Raw genomic sequence first — 20,393 nt, forward strand, 5'->3', positions numbered from 1 at the left:
CCGTCCCCCACGGACGCCGCCCTGGCCGCCGACCTGGCGCTGCCGATCGAGGAGCTGGAGCTCACCGTTCGGTCGTACAACTGCCTCAAGCGTGAGGGCATCCACTCCGTGGGTGAGCTCGTCGCCCGCTCCGAGGCCGACCTCCTGGACATCCGCAACTTCGGTGCGAAGTCCATCGACGAGGTCAAGGCGAAGCTGGCCGGCATGGGCCTGGCCCTGAAGGACAGCCCGCCCGGATTCGACCCGACCGCTGCCGCGGATGCCTTCGGCGCGGACGACGACGCGGACGCCGGGTTCGTCGAGACCGAGCAGTACTGAGCGCTCCGCGAGGAGGGCTGAACCGCGGCTGCGGGCCGGCTTCGGCTGGTCGCGCAGTTCCCCGCGCCCCTTCGGGGGCGCGGGTCTTCCGGTGCTCGAAGGAGCGCCCGGATCTCCGACAGACAACCGTCTGCTCGGATACTGACCCTGGTACCTGACACGGCCAGGGCAGACACACAGGAGAAGAACATGCCGAAGCCCACCAAGGGTGCCCGTCTGGGCGGCAGCGCCGCGCACGAGAAGCTGCTCCTCGCGAACCTCGCGAAGAGCCTCTTCGAGCACGGCCGTATCACCACCACCGAGGCGAAGGCCCGTCGCCTGCGCCCGTACGCCGAGCGTCTGATCACCAAGGCGAAGAAGGGTGACCTTCACAACCGCCGCCAGGTGCTCCAGGTCATCACGGACAAGGGCGTCGTCCACACGCTCTTCACCGAGATCGGCCCGCGTTACGAGAACCGTCCGGGTGGCTACACCCGCATCACCAAGATCGGTAACCGTCGTGGCGACAACGCGCCCATGGCTGTCATCGAGCTGGTCGAGGCGCTGACGGTCGCGCAGCAGGCCACCGGTGAGGCCGAGGCCGCCACCAAGCGTGCGGTCAAGGAAGCCGACGAGGCCAAGGCTGCCGAGACCACCGAGGCTCCGGCCGAGGAGGCCGCTGCCGAGGAGTCGAAGGACGCCTGAGGCTCTGCCTGACGCTGGAAAGCGGGTCCGCCCTTCGGGGCGGGCCCGCTTTTCCGTACCTGAGAGGATCTCCGTGTGAGCGATGAAGTACAGCCCGGGTACGTCCGTGTCCGCCTCGACGTCTCCTACGACGGCACCGACTTCCATGGCTGGGCCAAGCAGGCGGGCGGCCGGCGGACCGTGCAGGGCGAGATCGAGGACGCCCTGCGCACGGTGACGCGGTCCCGCGAGACGTACGAGCTGACCGTCGCCGGGCGAACCGACGCCGGAGTGCACGCGCGCGGCCAGGTCGCGCACGTGGACCTGCCCGAAGGGGTCTGGCGGGAGCACAACCAGAAGCTGCTCAAGCGCCTCGCCGGGCGGTTGCCGAAGGACGTGCGGGTGTGGGCGCTGAGGCCGGCGCCGAGCGGCTTCAACGCCCGTTTCTCCGCCGTCTGGCGTCGGTACGCCTACCGGGTCACCGACAACCCCGGCGGTGTCGACCCCATCCTGCGCAACCACGTCCTGTGGCACGACTGGCCCCTGGACGTGGACGCCATGAACGAGGCCGCGCGGGCCCTGCTCGGCGAGCACGACTTCGCCGCGTACTGCAAGAAGAGGGAGGGGGCGACGACGATCCGCACCCTCCAGGAGCTGAGCCTGGTGCGCGGGTCGGACGGGATCATCACGGCCACCGTCCGCGCGGACGCGTTCTGCCACAACATGGTGCGTTCGCTGATCGGCGCGCTGCTGTTCGTCGGGGACGGGCACCGCGGGCCGGAGTGGCCCGGGAAGGTGCTGGCCGCCGGGGTGCGGGACTCCGCCGTGCATGTCGTACGACCGCACGGGCTGACCCTGGAGGAGGTCGGCTACCCCGCCGACGAGCTGCTGGCCGCGCGCAGCAAGGAGGCGCGGAACAAGCGCTCGCTGCCGTCGGCGGGGTGCTGCTGACCTACCGGTTCGCCGCCGCGGAGGCCTGCGCCTGCCCGCGGCGGTAGATCTGGTTGAAGATGAACTGCTGCAGGTCGTTGCCGGCCGAGAAGACCTTGGTGTCCTTGTTGGTGACGTTCTTGCCGTCGAGGAAGCCGACGGTCGTGAAGTAGGCGTAGCGGCCGACGGAGTTCGTCGTCGTGAGGCAGACCGCGGCGTCGCAGAAGTTCTTCACGCCCTTGCCGGGCAGCGAGCGCACCATGGCCTTCTTGGCGGCCTGGGCCTTGACCTTCGCGGCCTGTGCCTGGTCGTCGAAGACGGCGACGCCGACGGTGCCCGCGACACCGCCCTTGCTGTAGGTCACGCGGATCAGGCGGGTGCAGCCGTTGGCGGTGAGGATCTTCGGCAGGTTGCCGCCGGCGGCGGAGGCGCACTTGGTGGTGTCCGCCGTGGCGCCCTTCTTGTACACCGTGCCGCTCATGGTCAGCTGGGTGCCGGGGAAGAGGGTGTCGGCGCTGAGCGGGGCGGTGTCCTTCTTGGCGCTGGCGATGAAGTCCTTCGGGTCCAGCGGCGGCGGGGCGCTGGTGGGGGCGAAGGACGGCGTGGCCGAGCCGCTCGGCACGGAGGCGCTGGCGGGCAGATTGGTGGGGGTGCCGTGGGCGTCGTTGCCGCTGTTCGCGGAGACGACGGCCATGGCGACCGCCGTGCCTATCGCGACCGTGGCGAGCGCCCCGCCGCCTATGAACAGCAGTTTGCGGCGCTTGTTGCGGGTCTCCGAGGCCTGGGCGAGTGCCGCCCAGTCCGGGGTCCCGTCGTCACCCCCGCTGCTCCAGGGCTGCTGGGAATTAGGTTTCCAGGGATCCCACTGAGACTGGGGTCCCCCCTGCCCGTAACTCATGGGGCGCATCTTAGACGGGGTGCGCAAGGTGCCGGGCCGGGAGCGGCGGCATGCCTCGTTTGTCCGCCGACATGAGGGGGAAGGCCCTCGTTTTGACCCGTCCGGGGCCCTGCAGGTAACCTGCTTCTTCGTTGTGTATTGGCTTGCTCATTCTCACGGGACGGGCCCTTACACCGGTCCACCGGGCCGATGACCAGCGATCAGCACGCGGTTTGCGTCACCGTGGTGCGGTCGAGGCTGTCGTGATCGTTTCGGTGACCTGTTCAGGACCATTCACTCGAAGCGAAGGCTACGAACCGTGCGTACGTACAGCCCCAAGCCCGGCGATGTGACGCGCCAGTGGCACGTCATCGACGCTCAGGACGTTGTCCTGGGCCGTCTCGCCACCACCGCAGCGACCCTTCTCAGGGGTAAGCACAAGCCGATCTACGCGCCGCACGTCGACGCTGGTGACTTCGTCATCATCATCAACGCCGACAAGGTGCACCTGTCCGGCAACAAGCGGACCCAGAAGATGGCGTACCGCCACTCCGGCTACCCGGGTGGTCTGCGCTCCGTCCGCTACGACGAGCTGCTCGACAAGAACCCCGAGAAGGCCATCGAGAAGGCCGTCAAGGGCATGCTCCCCAAGAACACGCTGGGCCGTCAGATGCTCTCGAAGCTGAAGGTCTACAAGGGTGACCAGCACCCGCACGCTGCTCAGCAGCCGGTGCCGTTCGAGATCACCCAGGTCGCGCAGTAAGTCCGGCCACCCCCTAAGACTGAAGAGAATCTGAGGAGAATCGTGGCCGAGACCACTGCCGAGCAGCCGCTCGAAGAGCTTGACATCGACAGCTACACCACCGAGTCCGAGGTCCCCGTCGAGGGCGAGTACACCTCGGAGTCCATGGCCTCCCGCTTCGGCGAGCCGCAGCCGGCCGCCGGCCTGGGCCGTCGCAAGAACGCCATCGCCCGCGTCCGGATCGTCCCGGGCACCGGCAAGTGGAAGATCAACGGTCGCACCCTTGAGGACTACTTCCCGAACAAGGTGCACCAGCAGGAAGTCAACGAGCCCTTCAAGGTGCTCGAGCTCGAAGGCCGTTACGACGTCATCGCCCGCATCGCGGGTGGCGGTGTCTCCGGTCAGGCCGGTGCGCTCCGTCTCGGTGTCGCCCGTGCGCTGAACGAGGCCGACGTCGACAACAACCGCGGCCCGCTGAAGAAGGCCGGCTTCCTCAAGCGCGACGACCGTGCGGTCGAGCGCAAGAAGGCCGGTCTCAAGAAGGCCCGCAAGGCTCCGCAGTACAGCAAGCGCTAAACAGCAGCTGCCTGCTCGTACTCCGAACGCCCCGGCGGCACGCCACATGTGCCGTCGGGGCGTTCGTTTATCCCGGCCAAGGGCGTATAACGACACAAGACGTTCTAAGGCTGGTGTGATCGGATGACCCGGCGTCTGCCACCATTCGTGGCAGCAAGGACGCTTCCTCAGGAGGACAAGTGGGACGACTCTTCGGCACGGACGGCGTGCGCGGTGTCGCCAACGCGGACCTGACCGCCGAGATGGCGCTCGGCCTGTCCGTAGCGGCGGCGCACGTGCTGGCCGAGGCGGGCACCTTCGCGGGCCACCGGCCGACGGCGGTGGTCGGCCGCGACCCGCGGGCGTCCGGGGAGTTCCTGGAGGCGGCCGTGGTCGCGGGCCTGGCCAGCGCCGGCGTGGACGTCCTGCGCGTCGGTGTGCTGCCGACTCCCGCGGTGGCGCATCTGACCGGCGCGCTCGGCGCCGACCTCGGTGTGATGCTCTCCGCCAGCCACAACGCCATGCCGGACAACGGCATCAAGTTCTTCGCCCGCGGCGGCCACAAACTCGCCGACGAGCTGGAGGACCGGATCGAGGCGGTGTACGAGTCCCACCGGCACGGCGAGCCGTGGCAGCGGCCGACCGGCGCGGGCGTGGGCCGCGTGCGTTCGTACGGCGAGGGTTTCGAGCAGTACGTCGGCCATCTGCTGTCGGTGCTGCCCAACCGGCTCGACGGGCTGAAGATCGTCCTGGACGAAGCGCACGGCGCGGCCTCGGGGGTCTCGCCGGAGGCGTTCTCCCGGGCGGGCGCCGAGATCGTCACGATCGGCGCGGAGCCGGACGGGCTCAACATCAACGACGGCTGCGGCTCCACCCACCTGGGCCAGCTGAAGGCCGCGGTCATCGAGCACCGCGCGGACTTCGGCATCGCGCACGACGGTGACGCCGACCGGTGCCTGGCCGTGGACCACACCGGTGAGGAGGTCGACGGCGACCAGATCCTGTCCGTGCTGGCGCTGGCGATGCGGGAGCACTCCACGCTGCGGGCCGACACGGTGGTCGCGACGGTCATGTCCAACCTGGGCTTCAAGCTCGCCATGGAGAAGGCCGGGATCCGGCTCGTGCAGACCGCCGTCGGTGACCGGTACGTGCTGGAGGAGATGAAGCAGCACGGCTACGCCCTCGGGGGCGAGCAGTCCGGGCACGTGATCATCCTCGATCACGCGACGACCGGTGACGGCACGCTGACGGGCCTGCTGCTGGCGGCGCGGGTCGCCGAGACCGGGCGGAGCCTGCGGGAGCTGGCCGCCGTGATGGAGCGGCTGCCGCAGGTGCTGATCAATGTGCCGGACGTGGACAAGTCGCGGGTGCGGACGTCCGCGGACCTCGCCGCCGCCGTGGCCGAGGCCGAGCGTGAACTCGGCGAGACCGGGCGGGTGTTGCTGCGCCCCTCGGGCACCGAGCCGTTGGTGCGGGTGATGGTCGAGGCGGCGGACATCGAGCAGGCGCGGTCGGTGGCCGGGCGGCTCGCCGACGCGGTGAAGTCCGCCCTGGGTTGATCCCCAAGGCGTAGCAAAAAGTGCACGATCCGTCACCGACTGTTTCTCTGACGTCGAGGCCGCCGAGAGCGGCCTCCCTCCGCGACGAAAGAGAAACACATCATGAAGATCGTGAGCAGCACCCTCAAGCGAGCGGTCGGCCCGGCCGTGGTGGCGGGTCTTCTCGTCACCGCGGCCGCCACCCCGGCCGCCGCCCAGACACCGGGCTCCACGGTGTTCCGCATCTTCGGCGGTCTCGTCGGGCTCCAGGCACGCGCCGGCGTGGCGAACCACGTCACGGCCACCCTCTCCGGCACCCATCTGATCCTCACCGACAGCACGGGTGTGGCGATCGGCCCGGGTTGCACCCGGGTGTCCGCCACCAGTGCCGACTGCGGGCCCGTCAGCCCCGGCACCCGGCTCACCGTCGCGCTGGGTGACGGAGACGACACCTTCGACGGTTCGACGGTCCCGGTCAACACCACCGTCGACGCCGGTACGGGCACCGACGCCGTCACCACCAACGGCGGCAACGACCTGATCGGCGTCTCGGACAACGCCGGTGGGGACACCGTGAACTGCGGTGCGCAGCCGCCCGGCGGCGCCGACACGGTGTTCGCCGACCCCGGCGACATCGTCACCAACTGCGAGAGACGCTTCTAGAAGCCGCCGGCCTTCGCCGTACGCTCGCGCTGACTGGCCCGCAGCCGCTTGTGGGCCGGCAGCGTCACGTCCCGGCCCGCCGAGGCGGGCCTACAGCTTGCGCAGCCTCAGGCGCTGCACCTTGTGGTCGGGTCCCTTGCGCAGGATGAGGGCGGCCCGGCCGCGGGTGGGGGCGATGTTCTCCACCAGGTTGGGCTTGTTGATCGTGCGCCACAGGGTGCGGGCGTAGTCGAGGGCCTCCTCCTCGGAAACCTGGGTGTACTTGCGGAAGTACGAGTTCGGGTTCTGGAAGGCGGTCTGGCGCAGCTTCTTGAAGCGGTTGAGGTACCAGCGCTCGATGTCCTCGCCGCTCGCGTCGACGTACACGCTGAAGTCGAAGTAGTCGGCGAGACCGACCCGCGTGCGGCCGTCCTTGCCGGGCAGGGCGGGCTGCAGGACGTTCAGGCCCTCGACGATCAGGATGTCGGGCCGGCGGACGGTGAGCCGCCGGTCCGGGACGATGTCGTAGATGAGGTGCGAGTAGACGGGGGCGGTGACCTCGGCTTTGCCGGCCTTGATGTCGGCGACGAACCGGGTGAGGGCCCGCCGGTCGTAGGACTCGGGGAAGCCCTTCCGCGACATCATGCCGCGGGCCTCCAGCTCCTTGGTGGGCAGCAGGAAGCCGTCGGTGGTGACCAGCTCGACGCGCGGGTGTTCGGGCCAGCGGGAGAGCAGGGCCTGCAGGAGGCGGGCGACGGTCGACTTCCCGACGGCGACCGAGCCGGCGACGCCTATGACGAACGGGGTGCCGGACTGGGAGCCCTGCTCGCCGAGGAAGGTGTTCAGCGCGCCTCTGAGCCCGTCGGTGGCACCCACATACAGATTGAGGAGCCGGGAGAGCGGGAGGTAGATGTCCCGCACCTCGTCCAGGTCGATCACATCGCCCAGGCCGCGCAGCTTCTCCACCTCCTCGGCGGTCAGCGGCAGCGGCGTCTTGTCGCGCAGCGCGCTCCACTCGGCGCGGGTGAGGTCGACGTAGGGAGTCGCCTCCGGCCTGTGCCGGTGGGCGCTCCGGGGCATCGGGGAGACCGGTGAGATCACAGTCCATTGTTAACGGAGTTTGAACAGCACGGCGGGTGGGGTCCGTCACGCCCCGCTGAGGTCTTCGTACGACGGTGGGAATTTCCGATTTCGGGCAGGCGGAGGCAGTTTTGGACGCGCCGCGGGTCGTAGGCTGCGGCTCATGTGCGGAATCGTGGGATACGTAGGGGCGCAGTCGGCGCTCGATGTCGTGATGGCCGGACTGAAGCGGCTGGAGTACCGGGGGTACGACTCGGCGGGCGTCGCCGTGCTGGCGGACGGCGGGCTGGCCGCCGCGAAGAAGGCCGGGAAGCTGGTCAACCTGGAGAAGGAGCTGGTCGAACGGCCGCTGCCGACGGGACCGACGGGCATCGGCCACACCCGCTGGGCCACGCACGGCGGCCCCACGGACGCCAACGCCCACCCGCACCTCGACAACGCGGGCCGGGTCGCCGTCGTCCACAACGGGATCATCGAGAACTTCGCGGTGCTGCGGGCCGAACTCGCCGAGCGGGGCCATGAACTGGCCTCCGAGACGGACACCGAGGTCGTCGCGCACCTCATCGCCGAGGAGTTCTCGGTGACCGCCGACCTCGCGGAGGCCATGCGGTTGGTGTGCCGGCGCCTGGAGGGCGCGTTCACGCTCGTCGCGGTGCACGCCGACGAGCCGGACGTGGTCGTGGGCGCGCGGCGCAACTCCCCGCTGGTGGTGGGCGTCGGCGAGGGCGAGGCGTTCCTGGCCTCCGACGTCGCCGCGTTCATCGCCCACACGCGCTCCGCGGTCGAACTCGGCCAGGACCAGGTCGTGGAGCTGCGCCGCGACGGCGTCACCGTGACGGGCTTCGACGGCCAGCCGGCCGAGGTCCGCTCGTACCACGTGGACTGGGACGCCTCCGCCGCCGAGAAGGGCGGCTACGACTACTTCATGCTCAAGGAGATCGCCGAGCAGCCCAAGGCGGTCGCCGACACGCTGCTCGGCCGGATCGACCCGTCCGGCTCGCTGACGCTGGACGAGCTCCGGATCACCCCCTCCGAGCTGCGCGAGGTCGACAAGGTCGTCATCGTCGCGTGCGGTACGGCCTTCCACGCCGGCCTGATCGCCAAGTATGCCATCGAGCACTGGACGCGGATCCCCTGCGAGGTGGAGCTGGCCAGCGAGTTCCGCTACCGGGACCCGATCCTGGACGGCCGTTCCCTGGTCATCGCCATCTCCCAGTCCGGCGAGACCATGGACACCCTGATGGCGCTGCGTCACGCCCGCGAGCAGGGTTCCAAGGTGCTGGCGATCTGCAACACCAACGGCTCGACGATCCCGCGTGAGTCGGACGCGGTGCTGTACACGCACGCCGGTCCGGAGGTCGCCGTCGCCTCCACGAAGGCGTTCCTGACCCAGCTGGTGGCCTGCTACCTGGTCGCCCTGTACCTGGGCCAGGTGCGCGGCACCAAGTGGGGCGACGAGATCCAGGCGGTGATCAAGGACTTGTCCCGGATCGCGGAGGACGTCGAGCGGGTCCTGGAGACCATGGAGCCGGTACGGGCGCTCGCGCGGACGCTGGCGTCGAAGAACACGGTCCTGTTCCTGGGCCGGCACGTGGGCTACCCGGTCGCCCTGGAAGGCGCCCTCAAGCTCAAGGAACTCGCCTACATGCACGCCGAGGGCTTCGCGGCGGGCGAGCTGAAGCACGGCCCGATCGCGCTGATCGAGGAGGACGTGCCGGTGGTGGTCGTGGTGCCCTCCCCGCGTGGCCGCTCGGTCCTGCACGACAAGATCGTCTCCAACATCCAGGAGATCCGGGCCCGCGGGGCGCGCACGATCGTGATCGCGGAGGAGGGCGACGAGGCGGTGGTCCCCTACGCCGACCACCTGATCCGCGTCCCGGCCACCCCGACCCTGCTGCAGCCGCTGGTGGCGACCGTGCCGCTGCAGGTCTTCGCCTGCGAGCTGGCCACCGCCCGGGGGAACGAGGTGGACCAGCCGCGGAACCTGGCGAAGTCGGTGACGGTGGAATAGGCCGCCCCCGCGGCAAAGCCGCATGTCGGCACGGTCCCGCGCCCCTTCCGGGCGCGGGTCAGTGGACCGAGAAGCCGCCGTCCACGAAGACCGACTGGCCGGTGACATAGGCGGAGGCGCGGCTCGCGAGGAAGACGGCCGCGCCTTCGAAGTCCTCGGCGAGGCCGTTGCGGCCGGTCAGGGTGCGCTCGGCCAGCGCCGCCACCTTCTCCGGGTCGGACGACAGCCGCTGGTTCAGCTGTGTCATCACGAAGCCCGGCACCAGGGTGTTGGCGGTGACGCCGTACCGCGACCAGGCCTCCGCCTGCGAGCGGGCCAGCGACTCCAGCGCGCCCTTCGAGACGCCGTACGCCCCGCTCTGCACGAAGGCGCGATGGGCCTGCTGGGAGGTGATGTGGATGATCCTGCCGAAGCCCCGCTCCGCCATGCCCGGACCGAACCGCTGCCCCAGCAGGAACGGCGCCTCCAGGTTGACGGCCATGGTGGCGTCCCACACGTCCTCGCCCAGTTCGCCCATCGGCGGCCGCAGGTTGATCCCGGCGGAGTTGACGAGGATGTCGGGTTCGCCGAAGACACCGGCCGCCTCCTCGGCCGCCGCACGCACACCGTGACGGGTGCTCAGGTCGGCCGCGACCCAGCCGGCCCGGCCACCCTCGGCGGTCAACTCGCCGACCGTGTCCGCCAGCTGCTCCTTGCCGCGCGCCACGACCACCACGCTCGCCCCGGCCCGCGCCAGCGCCCGGGCGACGGCCCGGCCGATGCCGGAACTGCCTCCGGTCACCACGGCGACACGGCCGTCCAGGGAGAATAGGTCGGAGAGGTAGGACTGGGACGTCATGGGCGCAGCGTAGACGGCGTGCGCGCGGCACGGCAGGGGGATTTCGGCAGGCGGGCGGGTGCCACCGGGCCGACGATCGTAGGCTGCCCGGCATGAGCATCATCGGAGTGGGGATCGACGTCGCCGAGATCGACCGGTTCCGTGCCTCGCTGGACCGGACGCCGGGCCTGGCCGACCGGCTGTTCGTGGAACGGGAGCTGCTGCTGCCCAGCGGCGAGCGGCGCGGGATCGCCTCGCTCGCGGTGCGGTTCGCCGCCAAGGAGGCGCTGGCGAAGGCGCTCGGGGCGCCGCCCGGACTGCACTGGACCGACGCCGAGGTGTACGTCGAGGACACCGGGCAGCCGCGGCTGCGGGTGACGGGGACCGTGGCGGCCCGGGCCGCGGAACTGGGCGTGCGGTCCTGGCATGTGTCGCTCAGCCATGATGCCGGCGTCGCCTCGGCCGTGGTGGTCGCGGAGGGCTGAGCGCCCGGGTGTGGACGACCGCGGTCGCGGGGCAGACTCGGTGCCATGCGTACTGCGTACAGCGTGGAGACGGTAAGGGCGGCCGAACGCGCACTGATGGCGCGGCTGCCGGAGGGTGCCCTGATGCAGCGGGCCGCCGCGGGCCTGGCCGCCGCCTGCGCCGAGTTGCTCGGACGGGTGTACGGCAGCCGGGTGGTGCTGCTCGTCGGCAGCGGGGACAACGGCGGGGACGCGCTGTACGCCGGGGCGCGGCTGGCCCGGCGGGGAGCCGGCGTCACGGCCGTACTCCTCGCGCCCGAACGGGCGCACGCCGCGGGGCTCACCGCTCTGCGCCGGGCCGGGGGATCCGTCGCCGCGTCCGACGCCGTCGACGCGCTGATCGAGCGGGCCGACCTCGTCGTCGACGGGATCGTGGGGATCGGCGGCAAGGGCGGGTTGCGGCCCGAAGCCGAGAAGCTCGCAGGGACGGTGGAGCGGGCCCGGGCCGCCGTGGTGGCCGTGGACCTGCCCAGCGGGGTCGAGGCCGACACCGGGCAGGTGCGGGGGGCCGCGATCCGGGCCGACCTCACCGTCACCTTCGGCACCTTCAAGCCCGGACTGCTGATCGATCCGGCGCGGGAGTACGCCGGGATCGTACGGCTCGTCGACATCGGGCTGGAACTGCCCGGCGAGGCCGCACTGGAGGCCCTGCAGCATGCCGAGGTCGCGCGGCTGCTGCCCGTGCCGGTGGCCGAGAGCGACAAGTACCGGCGGGGGGTCGTGGGGATCGCCGCCGGGTCCGCGCGCTACCCCGGGGCCGCCGTGCTCGCCGTGTCCGGGGCGCTGCGCGGCGGGGCGGGCGCCGTACGGTACGTCGGTCCGGCGGGGGAGGCGGTCATCGCCCGCTTCCCGGAGACCCTCGTGTCCGACGCCGGTCCCGCCCGGGCCGGGCGGGTGCAGGCCTGGGTGGTCGGGCCGGGGGCGGGTGACGACGCGGCGACCGTGGCCGAGGTGCTGGACGCGGACGTGCCGGTGCTGGTCGACGCGGACGGGCTGCGGCTGGCCGAGCGGGACGCGGTGCGCGGGCGTACGGCGCCGACTCTGATGACCCCGCACGCGGGAGAGGCCGCCGCGCTGCTCGGGGTGCGGCGGGAGGAGGTCGAGGAGGCCCGGCTGGCCGCGGTGCGGGAGCTGGCGGCGGTGTACCGGGCGACCGTGCTGCTGAAGGGGTCGACCACGCTGGTGGCGGACTCGGGGGGCGGGGCGGTGCGGGTGAACGCGACGGGGACGCCGTGGCTGGCCACGGCGGGCAGTGGTGACGTGTTGTCGGGGCTCGCCGGGTCGCTGCTGGCGGCGGGGCTGCCGGCGCGGGACGCGGGGAGTGTGGCGGCGTATCTGCACGGGCTCGCCGGCCGGTTCGCGGCGCAGGGGGCGCCGGTGGGGGCGCATGACGTGGCCGCGTGGATCCCACGGGCCTGGAGGGACGTCCGGGACTGCGCGTGAGCGGTGCGCCGCGGGTGACCCGTTCTTCGCGGAGGCGGCCGCCGGCGCCGGCGGCCGAAAGCCCCGCCGGACCGGCCGGTTGGCGCCCGAGGGTGACCGCCGTCGGCACCCCGTACGGCGGACCGGACAGCAGCGTCACGGGGTCGGCCGGGGCGTGGAGCTCCTGCGCCGGGGCGCCGGGAGTCCTCCCGCGTCCCGCCCTGCCGGGCGAGCCGCGCTCGGTGCCGAACAGGGTGTGTCCAGGTCCCCCGGACGATCCGGCCCGCGCGGCACCGCCGATCGCGCGGGGTCGCACGTTCGGCCGATCGCCTGGTCGGCGGACGAAGCGCATCCCGGGGTGTCTCGGTGCCGCAGATGCTGCCGTGGACGGTGTGTCAGCCCTGGTGCGCCCAGGTACGACTACGTCCACGTAGGGGGCGGAGGGCCGGGTACCTGACAGTGCGCGCCGGGGCCCGTACGGCCCTCTGAGAGACTGGGGGCGCGATGAGTGAGACTGCGACTGTGCCGACCGCCCCCCTGCGCGCCCGCGCCGAGATCGACCTGGGCGCCCTGCGGGCCAATGTGCGTACCCTGCGTGCCCGGGCGAAGGACGCGGCCCTGATGGCCGTGGTCAAGTCCGACGGCTACGGCCACGGGGCGCTGCCGTGTGCCCGCGCGGCCCTGGCGGCGGGCGCGACCTGGCTCGGCACGGCCACGCCCGAGGAGGCCCTCGCGCTGCGCGCGGCCGGGCTGCCGGGCCCGATCCTGTGCTGGCTGTGGGTGCCGGGCGGCCCCTGGCGGCAGGCGCTGGAGGCCGACCTCGACGTGTCCCTGAGCGGTCTGTGGGCCCTGCGGGAGGTCGTGGCGGCCGCCCGCGAGACCGGGCGCACCGCGCGCGTGCAGCTGAAGGCCGACACCGGTCTCGGCCGCAACGGCTGCCAGCCGGCCGACTGGCCCGAACTCGTCACCGAGGCGCTGCGCGCCGAGGCCGAGGGGCTGGTGAGGGTGACCGGGCTGTGGTCGCACTTCGCGTGCGCCGACGAGCCCGGGCATCCGTCCATCGCCGCCCAACTGGACCGTTTCCGGGAGATGCTGGCGTACGCCGAGGAGCAGGGCGTGCGGCCCGAGGTGCGGCACATCGCCAACTCGCCCGCCACGCTCACGCTGCCCGAGACCCACTTCGATCTCGTCCGCACGGGCATCGCCATGTACGGCATCTCGCCGAGCCCGGAACTGGGCACCCCCGCCGACTTCGGCCTGCGGCCCGCCATGACGCTCAGCGCCTCCCTGGCGCTGGTCAAGCACGTTCCGGGCGGTCACGGGGTCAGCTACGGCCACCACTACGTCACGCCCGGCGGGACCACCCTCGGCCTCGTGCCGGTCGGATACGCGGACGGCATCCCCCGGCACGCCTCCGGTACCGGTCCGGTGCTGGTCGACGGCAAGTGGCGGACCGTCGCCGGGCGGGTCGCCATGGACCAGTTCGTGGTGGACCTGGGTGGCGACGAGCCCGCGGTGGGCGCGGAGGCGGTGCTGTTCGGGCCCGGTGACCGCGGTGAGCCCACCGCCGAGGACTGGGCGCAGGCCTGCGGCACGATCGCGTACGAAATCGTCACCCGCATCGGAACCCGGGTTCCTCGCGTCTATGTGAACGGGGAAGAACTGGGGTAACCGTCCGCGAGCGGCACGGTCACCTCGGCAACAACAGCAGTCCCGCACCACACCAGCACCACAGGTTTCATCCGTTTCACCCACCCAGGCGAACTGCAGTACGGCGAAGAGGAGCGGTACGTGAGCGAGAGCAGTGCGGAGGCCGTGGCGGACGTCGTCGCCTCGGCGGCCGCCGCCTCCGCTGCGGGGGCGGCCGGGAGCTGGCGCAGGGCGACCGGCATCGCCGGTGCCGCGATAGGCGTGCTCGCCGCGGGCGCGGCGGCCGGCGTGGCCGTCGAGCGGATGACGGTGGGCCGGGGCATGCGCAGGAAGGCGCGGCTGGCGCTGGACTCCGCGGGTCCCTACGGCACCCTGCGCGGCACCCCCGGCAAGGCGTACGCCGACGACGGCACCGAGCTGTACTACGAGGTCGACGAGGCCGAGCCCGATCCGGGGCCGAACGTCTCCCCGCGCCGCCGCCGGCTGTTCGGCCGCAAGGCGCCCGCGCCGGTCACCGTCGTCTTCTGCCACGGTTACTGCCTCAGCCAGGACTCCTGGCACTTCCAGCGGGCGGCCCTGCGCGGGGTGGTGCGGACCGTGCACTGGGACCAGCGCAGCCACGGCCGGTCCGGGCGGGGCGTGGCCCAGACGCGGGACCGCGTGCCGGTCACCATCGACCAGCTCGGCCGCGATCTGAAGGCCGTCCTCGACGCCGCCGTACCGGAGGGGCCGATCGTGCTGGTCGGCCACTCGATGGGCGGCATGACCATGATGGCCCTCGCCGCCCAGTTCCCCGAGCTGATCCGGGACCGGGTCGTCGCCACCGCCTTGGTGGGCACGTCGTCCGGGCGGCTCGGCGAGGTCAACTTCGGGCTGCCCGTCGCCGGCGTCAACGCGGTGCGCCGGATCCTGCCCGGGGTGCTGAAGGCGCTCGGACAGCAGGCGGAGCTGGTGGAGAAGGGGCGCCGGGCGACCGCCGACCTGTTCGCCGGGATCATCAAGCGGTACTCGTTCGCCGGGCGGGACGTCGACCCGGCCGTGGAGCGGTTCGCGGAGCGGATGATCGAGTCCACGCCGATCGACGTGGTCGCCGAGTTCTACCCGGCGTTCACCGACCACGACAAGACCGAGGCGCTCGCCTGCTTCCGCACCATGCCGGTGCTCGTGCTGGCCGGCGTCCGGGACCTGGTCACGCCCAGCGAGCACAGCGAGGCCATCGCCGACCTGCTGCCCGAAGCCGAGCTGGTCCTCGTCCCGGACGCCGGGCACCTGGTGATGCTGGAGCACCCGGAAGTGGTCACCGACCGCCTCGCCGACCTGCTCACCCGTGCGGGTGCGGTGCCCGCAGGGGCTACCGTTACTGGCTATGGAAGCACCAGCAGCAGCGCACGACCCCGCTGAGACCCGGCTGACGATCACCTCGCCCGAGCAGATGCGGGAGCTGGGCCGCCTCCTGGCCAAACTGCTGCGCGCGGGTGACCTGGTGATGCTCAGCGGCGAGCTGGGCGCGGGCAAGACCACGCTGACCCGCGGGCTCGGCGAGGGTCTCGGCGTGCGCGGCGCGGTCACCTCGCCGACCTTCGTGATCGCCCGGGTCCACCCCTCCCTCGGCGACGGCCCGCCCCTCGTCCACGTCGACGCCTACCGGCTCGGCGGCGGCCTGGACGAGATGGAGGACCTGGACCTCGACGTCTCGCTGCCCGAGTCGGTGATCGTCGTGGAATGGGGCGAGGGCAAGGTCGAGGAGCTGACCGAGGACCGCCTGCAGGTCGTCATCCACCGCGCCGTCGGAGACACCACCGACGAGGTGCGGTACGTGACGCTGAGCGGGCTGGGGGAGCGCTGGGCCGAGGCCGGCCTGGAGACGCTCACGGCCTGAGGCACGAGGATTCCGACAGGCCGTCGGCAACATATTGCGCAGGACGTCCCGGGCGTGGTCACATGGTATCCAGCCCGTGGTTAGGCGTGCCTAACTACGCCCGCCCCCGCGCATCAGGAGGCGTCCATGCCCGAGCCCCGTCCCGCAGTGGTCGCAGGGGTGTCCATGCGTGACCTCCTGGCCTCGTGCGCCGCGGCGAAAGAGGTCTCCATCCCGCCCAAGGCCGCTGAGGAGCGCCCCGAGGGGGTGCGGGGAACGGCGCCAGGGACCACGGCGAAGCAGCAGGCCCCCAAGCAGCAGGCCCCTAAGCAGCAGGCGCCCGCACTGCAGGCCCCCAAGCAGCAGGCGCCCGCACTGCAGGCCCCCAAGCAGCAGGCGTCCGACGCCACCGTGCGGCGCTGCGCCTAGCGGATCACCACGACCCGCACGCCGATCGTCGCGAAGGCCCACATCGCGTCGCCGTTCGCCCGCGTCTCCCGGATCCCGCCCGTCCTCGCGCTCCGCTCGGCCCCCGTCTGCGGCTCCCCGTTGCCGACCGCCGCGCTGAAGCCGATCGCCAGCCCGTCGATGCTGGTGAACCGCACGACGTGCTCGACGGGGACGCCGTCGCTGCCGGTGACCGCGCTGGAGCGGGACGTGACCCAGTACGTGCCGATCGGCGGGTCGATGTTGCCCGGGTTCACCCGGAAGGTGCGCTGCACCCGGTTCGTCGCACCGACCAGCCAGACCCGGTCGTCGTCCAGCGAGTACACGACGCGTTCCCCCAAGCCGGAGCCGCGCGGCAGGGCGGTCGGGTGGCGGCGGTCGCGGGGCGCCTTGCCGGCGGCCGCCAGGGGCGGCGCGCCCGCCGCGGGCCGGACCCCCAGGCTCGCCGGTGCGGTCGCGTGGGCCTGGTAGGCGAGGAAGCCGACGGCTCCGAGAGCCGCCGCGGTGAGGGCGGCCACGATGCCCGAGCTGGTCCCTGCCACGTGCACTCACCTCCGCTTCGTGTGCATATGTCGTACTTCATGCAGACCGTAGCAGCCGGTGACCGTTCGACCCGGGCGGCCGTGCGTGAGCCGTGGGCGCCGTAGGCTGTTTGCGTGCTCTTGCTCGCTCTGGATACCGCAACCCCCGCCGTCACCGTCGCGCTGCACGACGGCGCGGACGTCGTCGCCTCGTCGAGCCAGGTGGACGCGCGCCGGCACGGGGAGCTGCTGCTCCCGGCCGTCGACCGCGTGCTCGCCGAGGCCGGGCTCAGACTCGACGCCGTCACCGGCGTCGTCGTCGGCATCGGACCCGGCCCCTACACCGGACTGCGCGTCGGTCTGATGACCGCCGACACCTTCGGTCTCGCCCTCGGCGTCCCGGTGCACGGCGTGTGCACGCTGGACGGCCTCGCCTACGCAGCCGACATCGAGAAGGGCCCCTTCGTCGTGGCGACCGACGCCCGGCGCAAGGAGGTCTACTGGGCGACGTACGCCGACTCCCGGACCCGGCTGACCGACCCGGCCGTGGACCGGCCCGCCGACATCGCCGAGCAGGTCGCCGGTCTTCCGGCGGTCGGCGCGGGCGCGCTGCTCTACCCGGACACGTTCCCGAGAGTCCACGAGCCCGAGCATGTCTCGGCAGCCGCCCTCGCCTCGCTCGCGGCCGGGAAGCTGGCCGCCGGCGAGGAGCTGCCGGCCCCCCGTCCGCTGTACCTGCGCCGCCCGGACGCCCAGGTCCCCAAGAACTACAAGGTGGTCACACCGAAGTGACCGTGCGACTGCGCGAGATGCGCTGGTGGGACATCGACCCGGTCCTGGAGCTGGAGAAGGACCTGTTCCCCGAGGACACCTGGTCCCGGGGCATGTTCTGGTCCGAGCTGGCCCACTCCCGGGGCGCCGGGGCGACCCGGTGCTATCTCGTGGCCGAGGACGAGAGCGGCCGGATCGCCGGGTACGCCGGGCTCGCCGCCTCCGGCGACCAGGGCGACGTGCAGACCATCGCCGTCGCCCGCGGCCTCCAGGGCACCGGCCTCGGCGGCCGGCTGCTGGCCGAACTGCTGCGCGCGGCGACCTCGTTCGAGTGCCACGAGGTGCTGCTGGAGTGCCGGGTCGACAACGTCCGCGCCCAGAAGCTCTACGAGCGCTTCGGCTTCGAACCCATCGGCTTCCGGCGCGGCTACTACCAGCCGGGCAATGTGGACGCCCTGGTCATGCGGCTGACCACAGCATCCGACGGCGGATCCGCCGCGGGCGCTTCCTCAGATTCAGAACAAGGAACCGAGATCAATGGCTGACGAACCGCTCGTCCTCGGCATCGAGACCTCCTGTGACGAGACCGGCGTCGGCATCGTCCGCGGCACCACCCTGCTGGCGGACGCCGTCGCCTCCAGCGTGGACGAGCACGCCCGCTTCGGCGGTGTCGTACCGGAGGTGGCCTCCCGCGCGCACCTGGAGGCCATGGTCCCCACGATCGACCGCGCCCTGAAGGAGGCCGGGGTCAGTGCCAGGGACCTGGACGGCATCGCGGTGACCGCCGGTCCCGGCCTCGCGGGCGCCCTGCTCGTCGGCGTGTCGGCGGCCAAGGCGTACGCCTACGCCCTCGGCAAGCCCCTGTACGGCGTCAACCACCTCGCCTCGCACATCTGCGTCGACCAGCTGGAGCACGGCCCGCTGCCCGAGCCCACGATGGCCCTGCTGGTGAGCGGCGGCCACTCCTCGCTGCTGCTGTCCGAGGACATCACCTCCGACGTGCGGCCCATGGGCTCGACCATCGACGACGCGGCGGGCGAGGCCTTCGACAAGATCGCCCGCGTGCTGAACCTGGGCTTCCCCGGCGGACCGGTCATCGACCGGTACGCGCGCGAGGGCGACCCGGAGGCGATCGCCTTCCCGCGCGGCCTGACCGGCCCGCGTGATCCGGCGTACGACTTCTCCTTCTCCGGCCTGAAGACGGCCGTGGCCCGCTGGATCGAGGCCAGGCGCGCGGCCGGCGAGGAGGTCCCGGTCCGTGATGTGGCCGCCTCCTTCCAGGAGGCCGTCGTCGACGTGCTGACCCGCAAGGCCGTCCGTGCCTGCAAGGACGAGGGCGTCGACCATCTGATGATCGGCGGCGGTGTCGCGGCCAACTCCCGGCTGCGTGCGCTGGCCCAGGAGCGCTGCGAGGCGGCCGGCATCCGGCTGCGCGTGCCGCGCCCCAAGCTGTGCACGGACAACGGCGCGATGGTGGCCGCGCTCGGTGCCGAGATGGTCGCCCGCAACCGGGCCGCCTCCAGCTGGGACCTGTCGGCCGACTCCTCCCTGCCGGTCACGGACCCGCATGTGCCGGGCCACGACCACGACCATGTGCACGAGGTCAGCAAGGAGAACCTGTACTCGTGACCGTCGCCCTGATGTGGGAGGCGCGGGCGGCCGAGGGCCGGGGGGCGGACCTCCTCGCCTGGGCGCGGGAACAGCGCCTGGCACAAGAACCGCTCAGGCGCGAGACCTTCCGGGCGCCGCAGGACCGGGTGCTGGTCATCACCTGGTGGGAGGCGCCGTACGACGCCGAGCTGCCCGAACTTCCCGAGCCCGCCCCGGGGTTGGTGACCCGGGCCGTGCACCGCTGGCGGTTCGAGTCGGTGGCGGACGGCTGAGGTTTGGCAGCCCCGGCCGGACTGTCCTATGATCATCACACCGCGAACGGCCGGAACGCCGAAGCCGAGACATCGGCATCGGAACTCCGCCCCGGACGCAGTGCGTTGGTGGTCCAAGGAAAGACGTCCCGCTTCCTGCGGGGAGATGCAGGTGCAAGGCCTGCCCGGCGCTCCATCCGAAACCCCGCCCCGGCTTCCCGGGGCGGGGTTTCGCGTCTCACCGGCGGCCGGCCTCCTCCGCGCGGGCCGGCTCCGTCCCCGGGAGCGCCTGCTCCGGGGCAGCCGCCGCCCGCCGCTCCTTGACCTGCGCGTACGCCATCAGCCCGAACAGCACCGCGAGCAGCACCGCCGAGGAACCCGCCGTACCCAGGTCCAGGCCGCCCTTGGCGACCGGCTTGGTCAGGAAGTCGCCGGCCGTGGCGCCCAGCGGGCGGGTCAGGACGAACGCGATCCAGAACAGCAGGACGTTCGGCACGGCCGGGACCTTCATCAGCGCGACCAGGACCAGCAGTACGCCGGTCACCAGCGCCGCTCCGCCCAGGTAGCCGAGGCCGGAGCTGTCGGAGAGGAAGTCGCCCATCGAGGTGCCGAGGGTGTTGGAGACCAGGATCGCCGACCAGAACAGGGCCTCGCCCCGGAAGGTGACGATCTCGGTGATCTGGAAGGTCATCCCGCTCAGCTTCCAGCCGAGGAAGATCAGCAGCAGGATCGAGATCAGGATCGCGGCGCCCTCCGGATAGCCGAGGCCCAACCCCTGCGGCCCCCAGCCCAGCTTCGTCGCGCCGCCGGAGAGGTACTTGGCGCTGGCGTCCCGGTTCATGAAGTCGGACATCGTGGTGCCGGCCATGGAGGTCGACAGGATCACGGTCCAGTAGAAGAACGGGTTGTAGCGGGACGAGCGCAGCTGCACCACCAGCGTCACCACGAAGACCAGGAACAGGACGAGGGTGGTGAGGAAGTAGCCCAGCTTCAGCGTCTGGGCGAACAGATCGCCCGCCGTCTCGCCCAGGGTGGTCGCCGCGATCTTCATGACCCAGAACGCGAGGGTGACCTCGGGCAGCTTCTTCATCACGGATGTGGTCGTCAAAGGGGCTCCTGTGAGGGGGTGTCAGGTGATCAACGACCCTGTCAGGGGCAACCTGAA

General features: G+C 71.8%; 23 protein-coding genes. 18 read left to right on the forward strand and 5 right to left on the reverse strand.

Going from position 1 to position 20,393, the window contains the following annotated elements; all coding sequences use genetic code 11:
• The 3 genes from IO33_RS0132405 to truA form a co-directional block, all read left to right on the forward strand.
• Positions 1–318 (forward strand): DNA-directed RNA polymerase subunit alpha C-terminal domain-containing protein (locus tag IO33_RS0132405; RefSeq protein ID WP_030173928.1); only part of this gene is annotated, 318 nt, incomplete at its 5' end.
• A 189-nt stretch (positions 319–507) separates the two neighbouring features.
• Complete coding sequence (gene rplQ, locus IO33_RS0132410; RefSeq protein WP_031171613.1) at positions 508–1,002, forward strand: 50S ribosomal protein L17; 495 nt, start codon at positions 508–510, stop codon at positions 1,000–1,002.
• A gap of 75 nt (positions 1,003–1,077) precedes the next feature.
• Entirely contained in the window at positions 1,078–1,932 is an 855-nt protein-coding gene (truA, locus tag IO33_RS0132415; protein WP_031171616.1) for a tRNA pseudouridine(38-40) synthase TruA, read from the forward strand.
• A gap of 1 nt (position 1,933) precedes the next feature.
• Here truA and IO33_RS0132420 read toward each other — a convergent pair whose 3' ends face one another.
• Positions 1,934–2,809, reverse strand: a complete 876-nt coding sequence (locus IO33_RS0132420) for a hypothetical protein (RefSeq protein ID WP_031171618.1) — start codon at positions 2,807–2,809, stop codon at positions 1,934–1,936.
• A 298-nt stretch (positions 2,810–3,107) separates the two neighbouring features.
• Here IO33_RS0132420 and rplM point away from each other — a divergent pair, with 298 nt between their 5' ends.
• From rplM to IO33_RS0132440, 4 genes are all read left to right on the forward strand, one after another.
• Entirely contained in the window at positions 3,108–3,551 is a 444-nt protein-coding gene (gene rplM, locus IO33_RS0132425) for a 50S ribosomal protein L13 (RefSeq protein WP_030345455.1), read from the forward strand.
• Between the two features lie 42 nt (positions 3,552–3,593).
• On the forward strand, positions 3,594–4,106 hold the full coding sequence (gene rpsI, locus IO33_RS0132430) for a 30S ribosomal protein S9 (RefSeq protein ID WP_004927169.1): 513 nt from the start codon (positions 3,594–3,596) through the stop codon (positions 4,104–4,106).
• 179 nt (positions 4,107–4,285) lie between these two features.
• Positions 4,286–5,644, forward strand: coding sequence for a phosphoglucosamine mutase (glmM, locus tag IO33_RS0132435; RefSeq protein ID WP_031171624.1), 1,359 nt, complete (start codon positions 4,286–4,288; stop codon positions 5,642–5,644).
• Positions 5,645–5,755: 111 nt separating this feature from the next.
• The gene (locus IO33_RS0132440; RefSeq protein WP_157857949.1) at positions 5,756–6,286 is read left to right on the forward strand and encodes a hypothetical protein; all 531 of its coding nucleotides are present in this window, start codon (positions 5,756–5,758) and stop codon (positions 6,284–6,286) included.
• Between the two features lie 90 nt (positions 6,287–6,376).
• On the opposite strand, the gene coaA is transcribed toward IO33_RS0132440, so the two are convergent.
• Entirely contained in the window at positions 6,377–7,345 is a 969-nt protein-coding gene (coaA, locus tag IO33_RS0132445; protein WP_031171628.1) for a type I pantothenate kinase, read from the reverse strand.
• Positions 7,346–7,508: 163 nt separating this feature from the next.
• Here coaA and glmS point away from each other — a divergent pair, with 163 nt between their 5' ends.
• Positions 7,509–9,356 carry a glutamine--fructose-6-phosphate transaminase (isomerizing) gene (glmS, locus tag IO33_RS0132450; protein WP_031171630.1) on the forward strand — a complete coding sequence of 616 codons (1,848 nt, stop codon included), beginning with the start codon at positions 7,509–7,511 and terminating at the stop codon, positions 9,354–9,356.
• A gap of 58 nt (positions 9,357–9,414) precedes the next feature.
• Here glmS and IO33_RS0132455 read toward each other — a convergent pair whose 3' ends face one another.
• The gene (locus IO33_RS0132455; RefSeq protein WP_031171633.1) at positions 9,415–10,194 is read right to left on the reverse strand and encodes an SDR family NAD(P)-dependent oxidoreductase; all 780 of its coding nucleotides are present in this window, start codon (positions 10,192–10,194) and stop codon (positions 9,415–9,417) included.
• Between the two features lie 92 nt (positions 10,195–10,286).
• Between IO33_RS0132455 and IO33_RS0132460 the strand changes: the two genes are divergently transcribed.
• The 6 genes from IO33_RS0132460 (at position 10,287) to IO33_RS0132485 (ending at position 16,056) form a co-directional block, all read left to right on the forward strand.
• Positions 10,287–10,658: a holo-ACP synthase gene (locus IO33_RS0132460; protein ID WP_031171634.1), complete on the forward strand. Its 372-nt coding sequence runs from the start codon at positions 10,287–10,289 to the stop codon at positions 10,656–10,658.
• Positions 10,659–10,703: 45 nt separating this feature from the next.
• Positions 10,704–12,140 (forward strand): bifunctional ADP-dependent NAD(P)H-hydrate dehydratase/NAD(P)H-hydrate epimerase, encoded by a 1,437-nt coding sequence (locus IO33_RS0132465; RefSeq protein WP_031171636.1) that lies wholly within the window; start codon positions 10,704–10,706, stop codon positions 12,138–12,140.
• Between the two features lie 483 nt (positions 12,141–12,623).
• A complete protein-coding gene (gene alr, locus IO33_RS0132470; protein ID WP_031171638.1) occupies positions 12,624–13,790 on the forward strand; it encodes an alanine racemase in 1,167 nt (388 codons plus the stop codon).
• A gap of 120 nt (positions 13,791–13,910) precedes the next feature.
• Positions 13,911–15,170 carry an alpha/beta fold hydrolase gene (locus tag IO33_RS0132475; RefSeq protein ID WP_031171640.1) on the forward strand — a complete coding sequence of 420 codons (1,260 nt, stop codon included), beginning with the start codon at positions 13,911–13,913 and terminating at the stop codon, positions 15,168–15,170.
• Complete coding sequence (gene tsaE, locus IO33_RS0132480; protein WP_031171642.1) at positions 15,136–15,648, forward strand: tRNA (adenosine(37)-N6)-threonylcarbamoyltransferase complex ATPase subunit type 1 TsaE; 513 nt, start codon at positions 15,136–15,138, stop codon at positions 15,646–15,648. Before IO33_RS0132475 ends, tsaE begins: the two co-directional genes overlap by 35 nt.
• A 126-nt stretch (positions 15,649–15,774) precedes the next feature.
• Positions 15,775–16,056 (forward strand): hypothetical protein, encoded by a 282-nt coding sequence (locus IO33_RS0132485; RefSeq protein WP_078963992.1) that lies wholly within the window; start codon positions 15,775–15,777, stop codon positions 16,054–16,056.
• Here IO33_RS0132485 and IO33_RS0132490 read toward each other — a convergent pair.
• Positions 16,053–16,616: a hypothetical protein gene (locus tag IO33_RS0132490; protein ID WP_031171646.1), complete on the reverse strand. Its 564-nt coding sequence runs from the start codon at positions 16,614–16,616 to the stop codon at positions 16,053–16,055. The two genes, IO33_RS0132485 and IO33_RS0132490, sit on opposite strands and share 4 nt — an antisense overlap.
• 114 nt (positions 16,617–16,730) lie before the next feature.
• On the opposite strand from IO33_RS0132490, the gene tsaB reads away from it, so the two are divergent.
• From tsaB to IO33_RS0132510, 4 genes are read left to right on the forward strand one after another with little or no spacing between them, the layout of a single operon-like run.
• Positions 16,731–17,387 (forward strand): tRNA (adenosine(37)-N6)-threonylcarbamoyltransferase complex dimerization subunit type 1 TsaB, encoded by a 657-nt coding sequence (gene tsaB, locus IO33_RS0132495; RefSeq protein WP_031171648.1) that lies wholly within the window; start codon positions 16,731–16,733, stop codon positions 17,385–17,387.
• A 17-nt stretch (positions 17,388–17,404) separates the two neighbouring features.
• A complete protein-coding gene (rimI, locus tag IO33_RS0132500) occupies positions 17,405–17,911 on the forward strand; it encodes a ribosomal protein S18-alanine N-acetyltransferase (protein WP_031171650.1) in 507 nt (168 codons plus the stop codon).
• Complete coding sequence (gene tsaD / locus IO33_RS0132505; protein ID WP_031171652.1) at positions 17,904–18,995, forward strand: tRNA (adenosine(37)-N6)-threonylcarbamoyltransferase complex transferase subunit TsaD; 1,092 nt, start codon at positions 17,904–17,906, stop codon at positions 18,993–18,995. Before rimI ends, tsaD begins: the two co-directional genes overlap by 8 nt.
• The gene (locus IO33_RS0132510) at positions 18,992–19,249 is read left to right on the forward strand and encodes a hypothetical protein (RefSeq protein ID WP_031171654.1); all 258 of its coding nucleotides are present in this window, start codon (positions 18,992–18,994) and stop codon (positions 19,247–19,249) included. Before tsaD ends, IO33_RS0132510 begins: the two co-directional genes overlap by 4 nt.
• Positions 19,250–19,466: 217 nt before the next feature.
• Here the strand turns inward: IO33_RS0132510 and IO33_RS0132520 are convergent, their stop codons facing one another.
• Entirely contained in the window at positions 19,467–20,336 is an 870-nt protein-coding gene (locus tag IO33_RS0132520) for a COG4705 family protein (protein ID WP_031171656.1), read from the reverse strand.
• Positions 20,337–20,393 lie beyond the last annotated feature (57 nt).

It is taken from the genome of Streptomyces durhamensis, assembly GCF_000725475.1.
GTDB lineage: Bacteria > Actinomycetota > Actinomycetes > Streptomycetales > Streptomycetaceae > Streptomyces > Streptomyces filipinensis.

Excerpts from the sequence above, each read along its gene's own strand:
- IO33_RS0132460 (WP_031171634.1), top strand. The coding sequence starts at position 10,287 with ATGAGCATCATCGGAGTGGGGATCGACGTCGCCGAGATCGACCGGTTC.
- IO33_RS0132420 (WP_031171618.1), bottom strand. The coding sequence starts at position 2,809 with ATGAGTTACGGGCAGGGGGGACCCCAGTCTCAGTGGGATCCCTGGAAA.
- IO33_RS0132455 (WP_031171633.1), bottom strand. The coding sequence starts at position 10,194 with ATGACGTCCCAGTCCTACCTCTCCGACCTATTCTCCCTGGACGGCCGT.
- alr (WP_031171638.1), top strand. The coding sequence starts at position 12,624 with ATGAGTGAGACTGCGACTGTGCCGACCGCCCCCCTGCGCGCCCGCGCC.
- IO33_RS0132485 (WP_078963992.1), top strand. The coding sequence starts at position 15,775 with ATGCCCGAGCCCCGTCCCGCAGTGGTCGCAGGGGTGTCCATGCGTGAC.
- tsaD (WP_031171652.1), top strand. The coding sequence starts at position 17,904 with ATGGCTGACGAACCGCTCGTCCTCGGCATCGAGACCTCCTGTGACGAG.
- rimI (WP_031171650.1), top strand. The coding sequence starts at position 17,405 with ATGCGCTGGTGGGACATCGACCCGGTCCTGGAGCTGGAGAAGGACCTG.
- rplQ (WP_031171613.1), top strand. The coding sequence starts at position 508 with ATGCCGAAGCCCACCAAGGGTGCCCGTCTGGGCGGCAGCGCCGCGCAC.
- glmS (WP_031171630.1), top strand. The coding sequence starts at position 7,509 with ATGTGCGGAATCGTGGGATACGTAGGGGCGCAGTCGGCGCTCGATGTC.
- tsaE (WP_031171642.1), top strand. The coding sequence starts at position 15,136 with ATGGAAGCACCAGCAGCAGCGCACGACCCCGCTGAGACCCGGCTGACG.
- IO33_RS0132465 (WP_031171636.1), top strand. The coding sequence starts at position 10,704 with ATGCGTACTGCGTACAGCGTGGAGACGGTAAGGGCGGCCGAACGCGCA.
- coaA (WP_031171628.1), bottom strand. The coding sequence starts at position 7,345 with ATGCCCCGGAGCGCCCACCGGCACAGGCCGGAGGCGACTCCCTACGTC.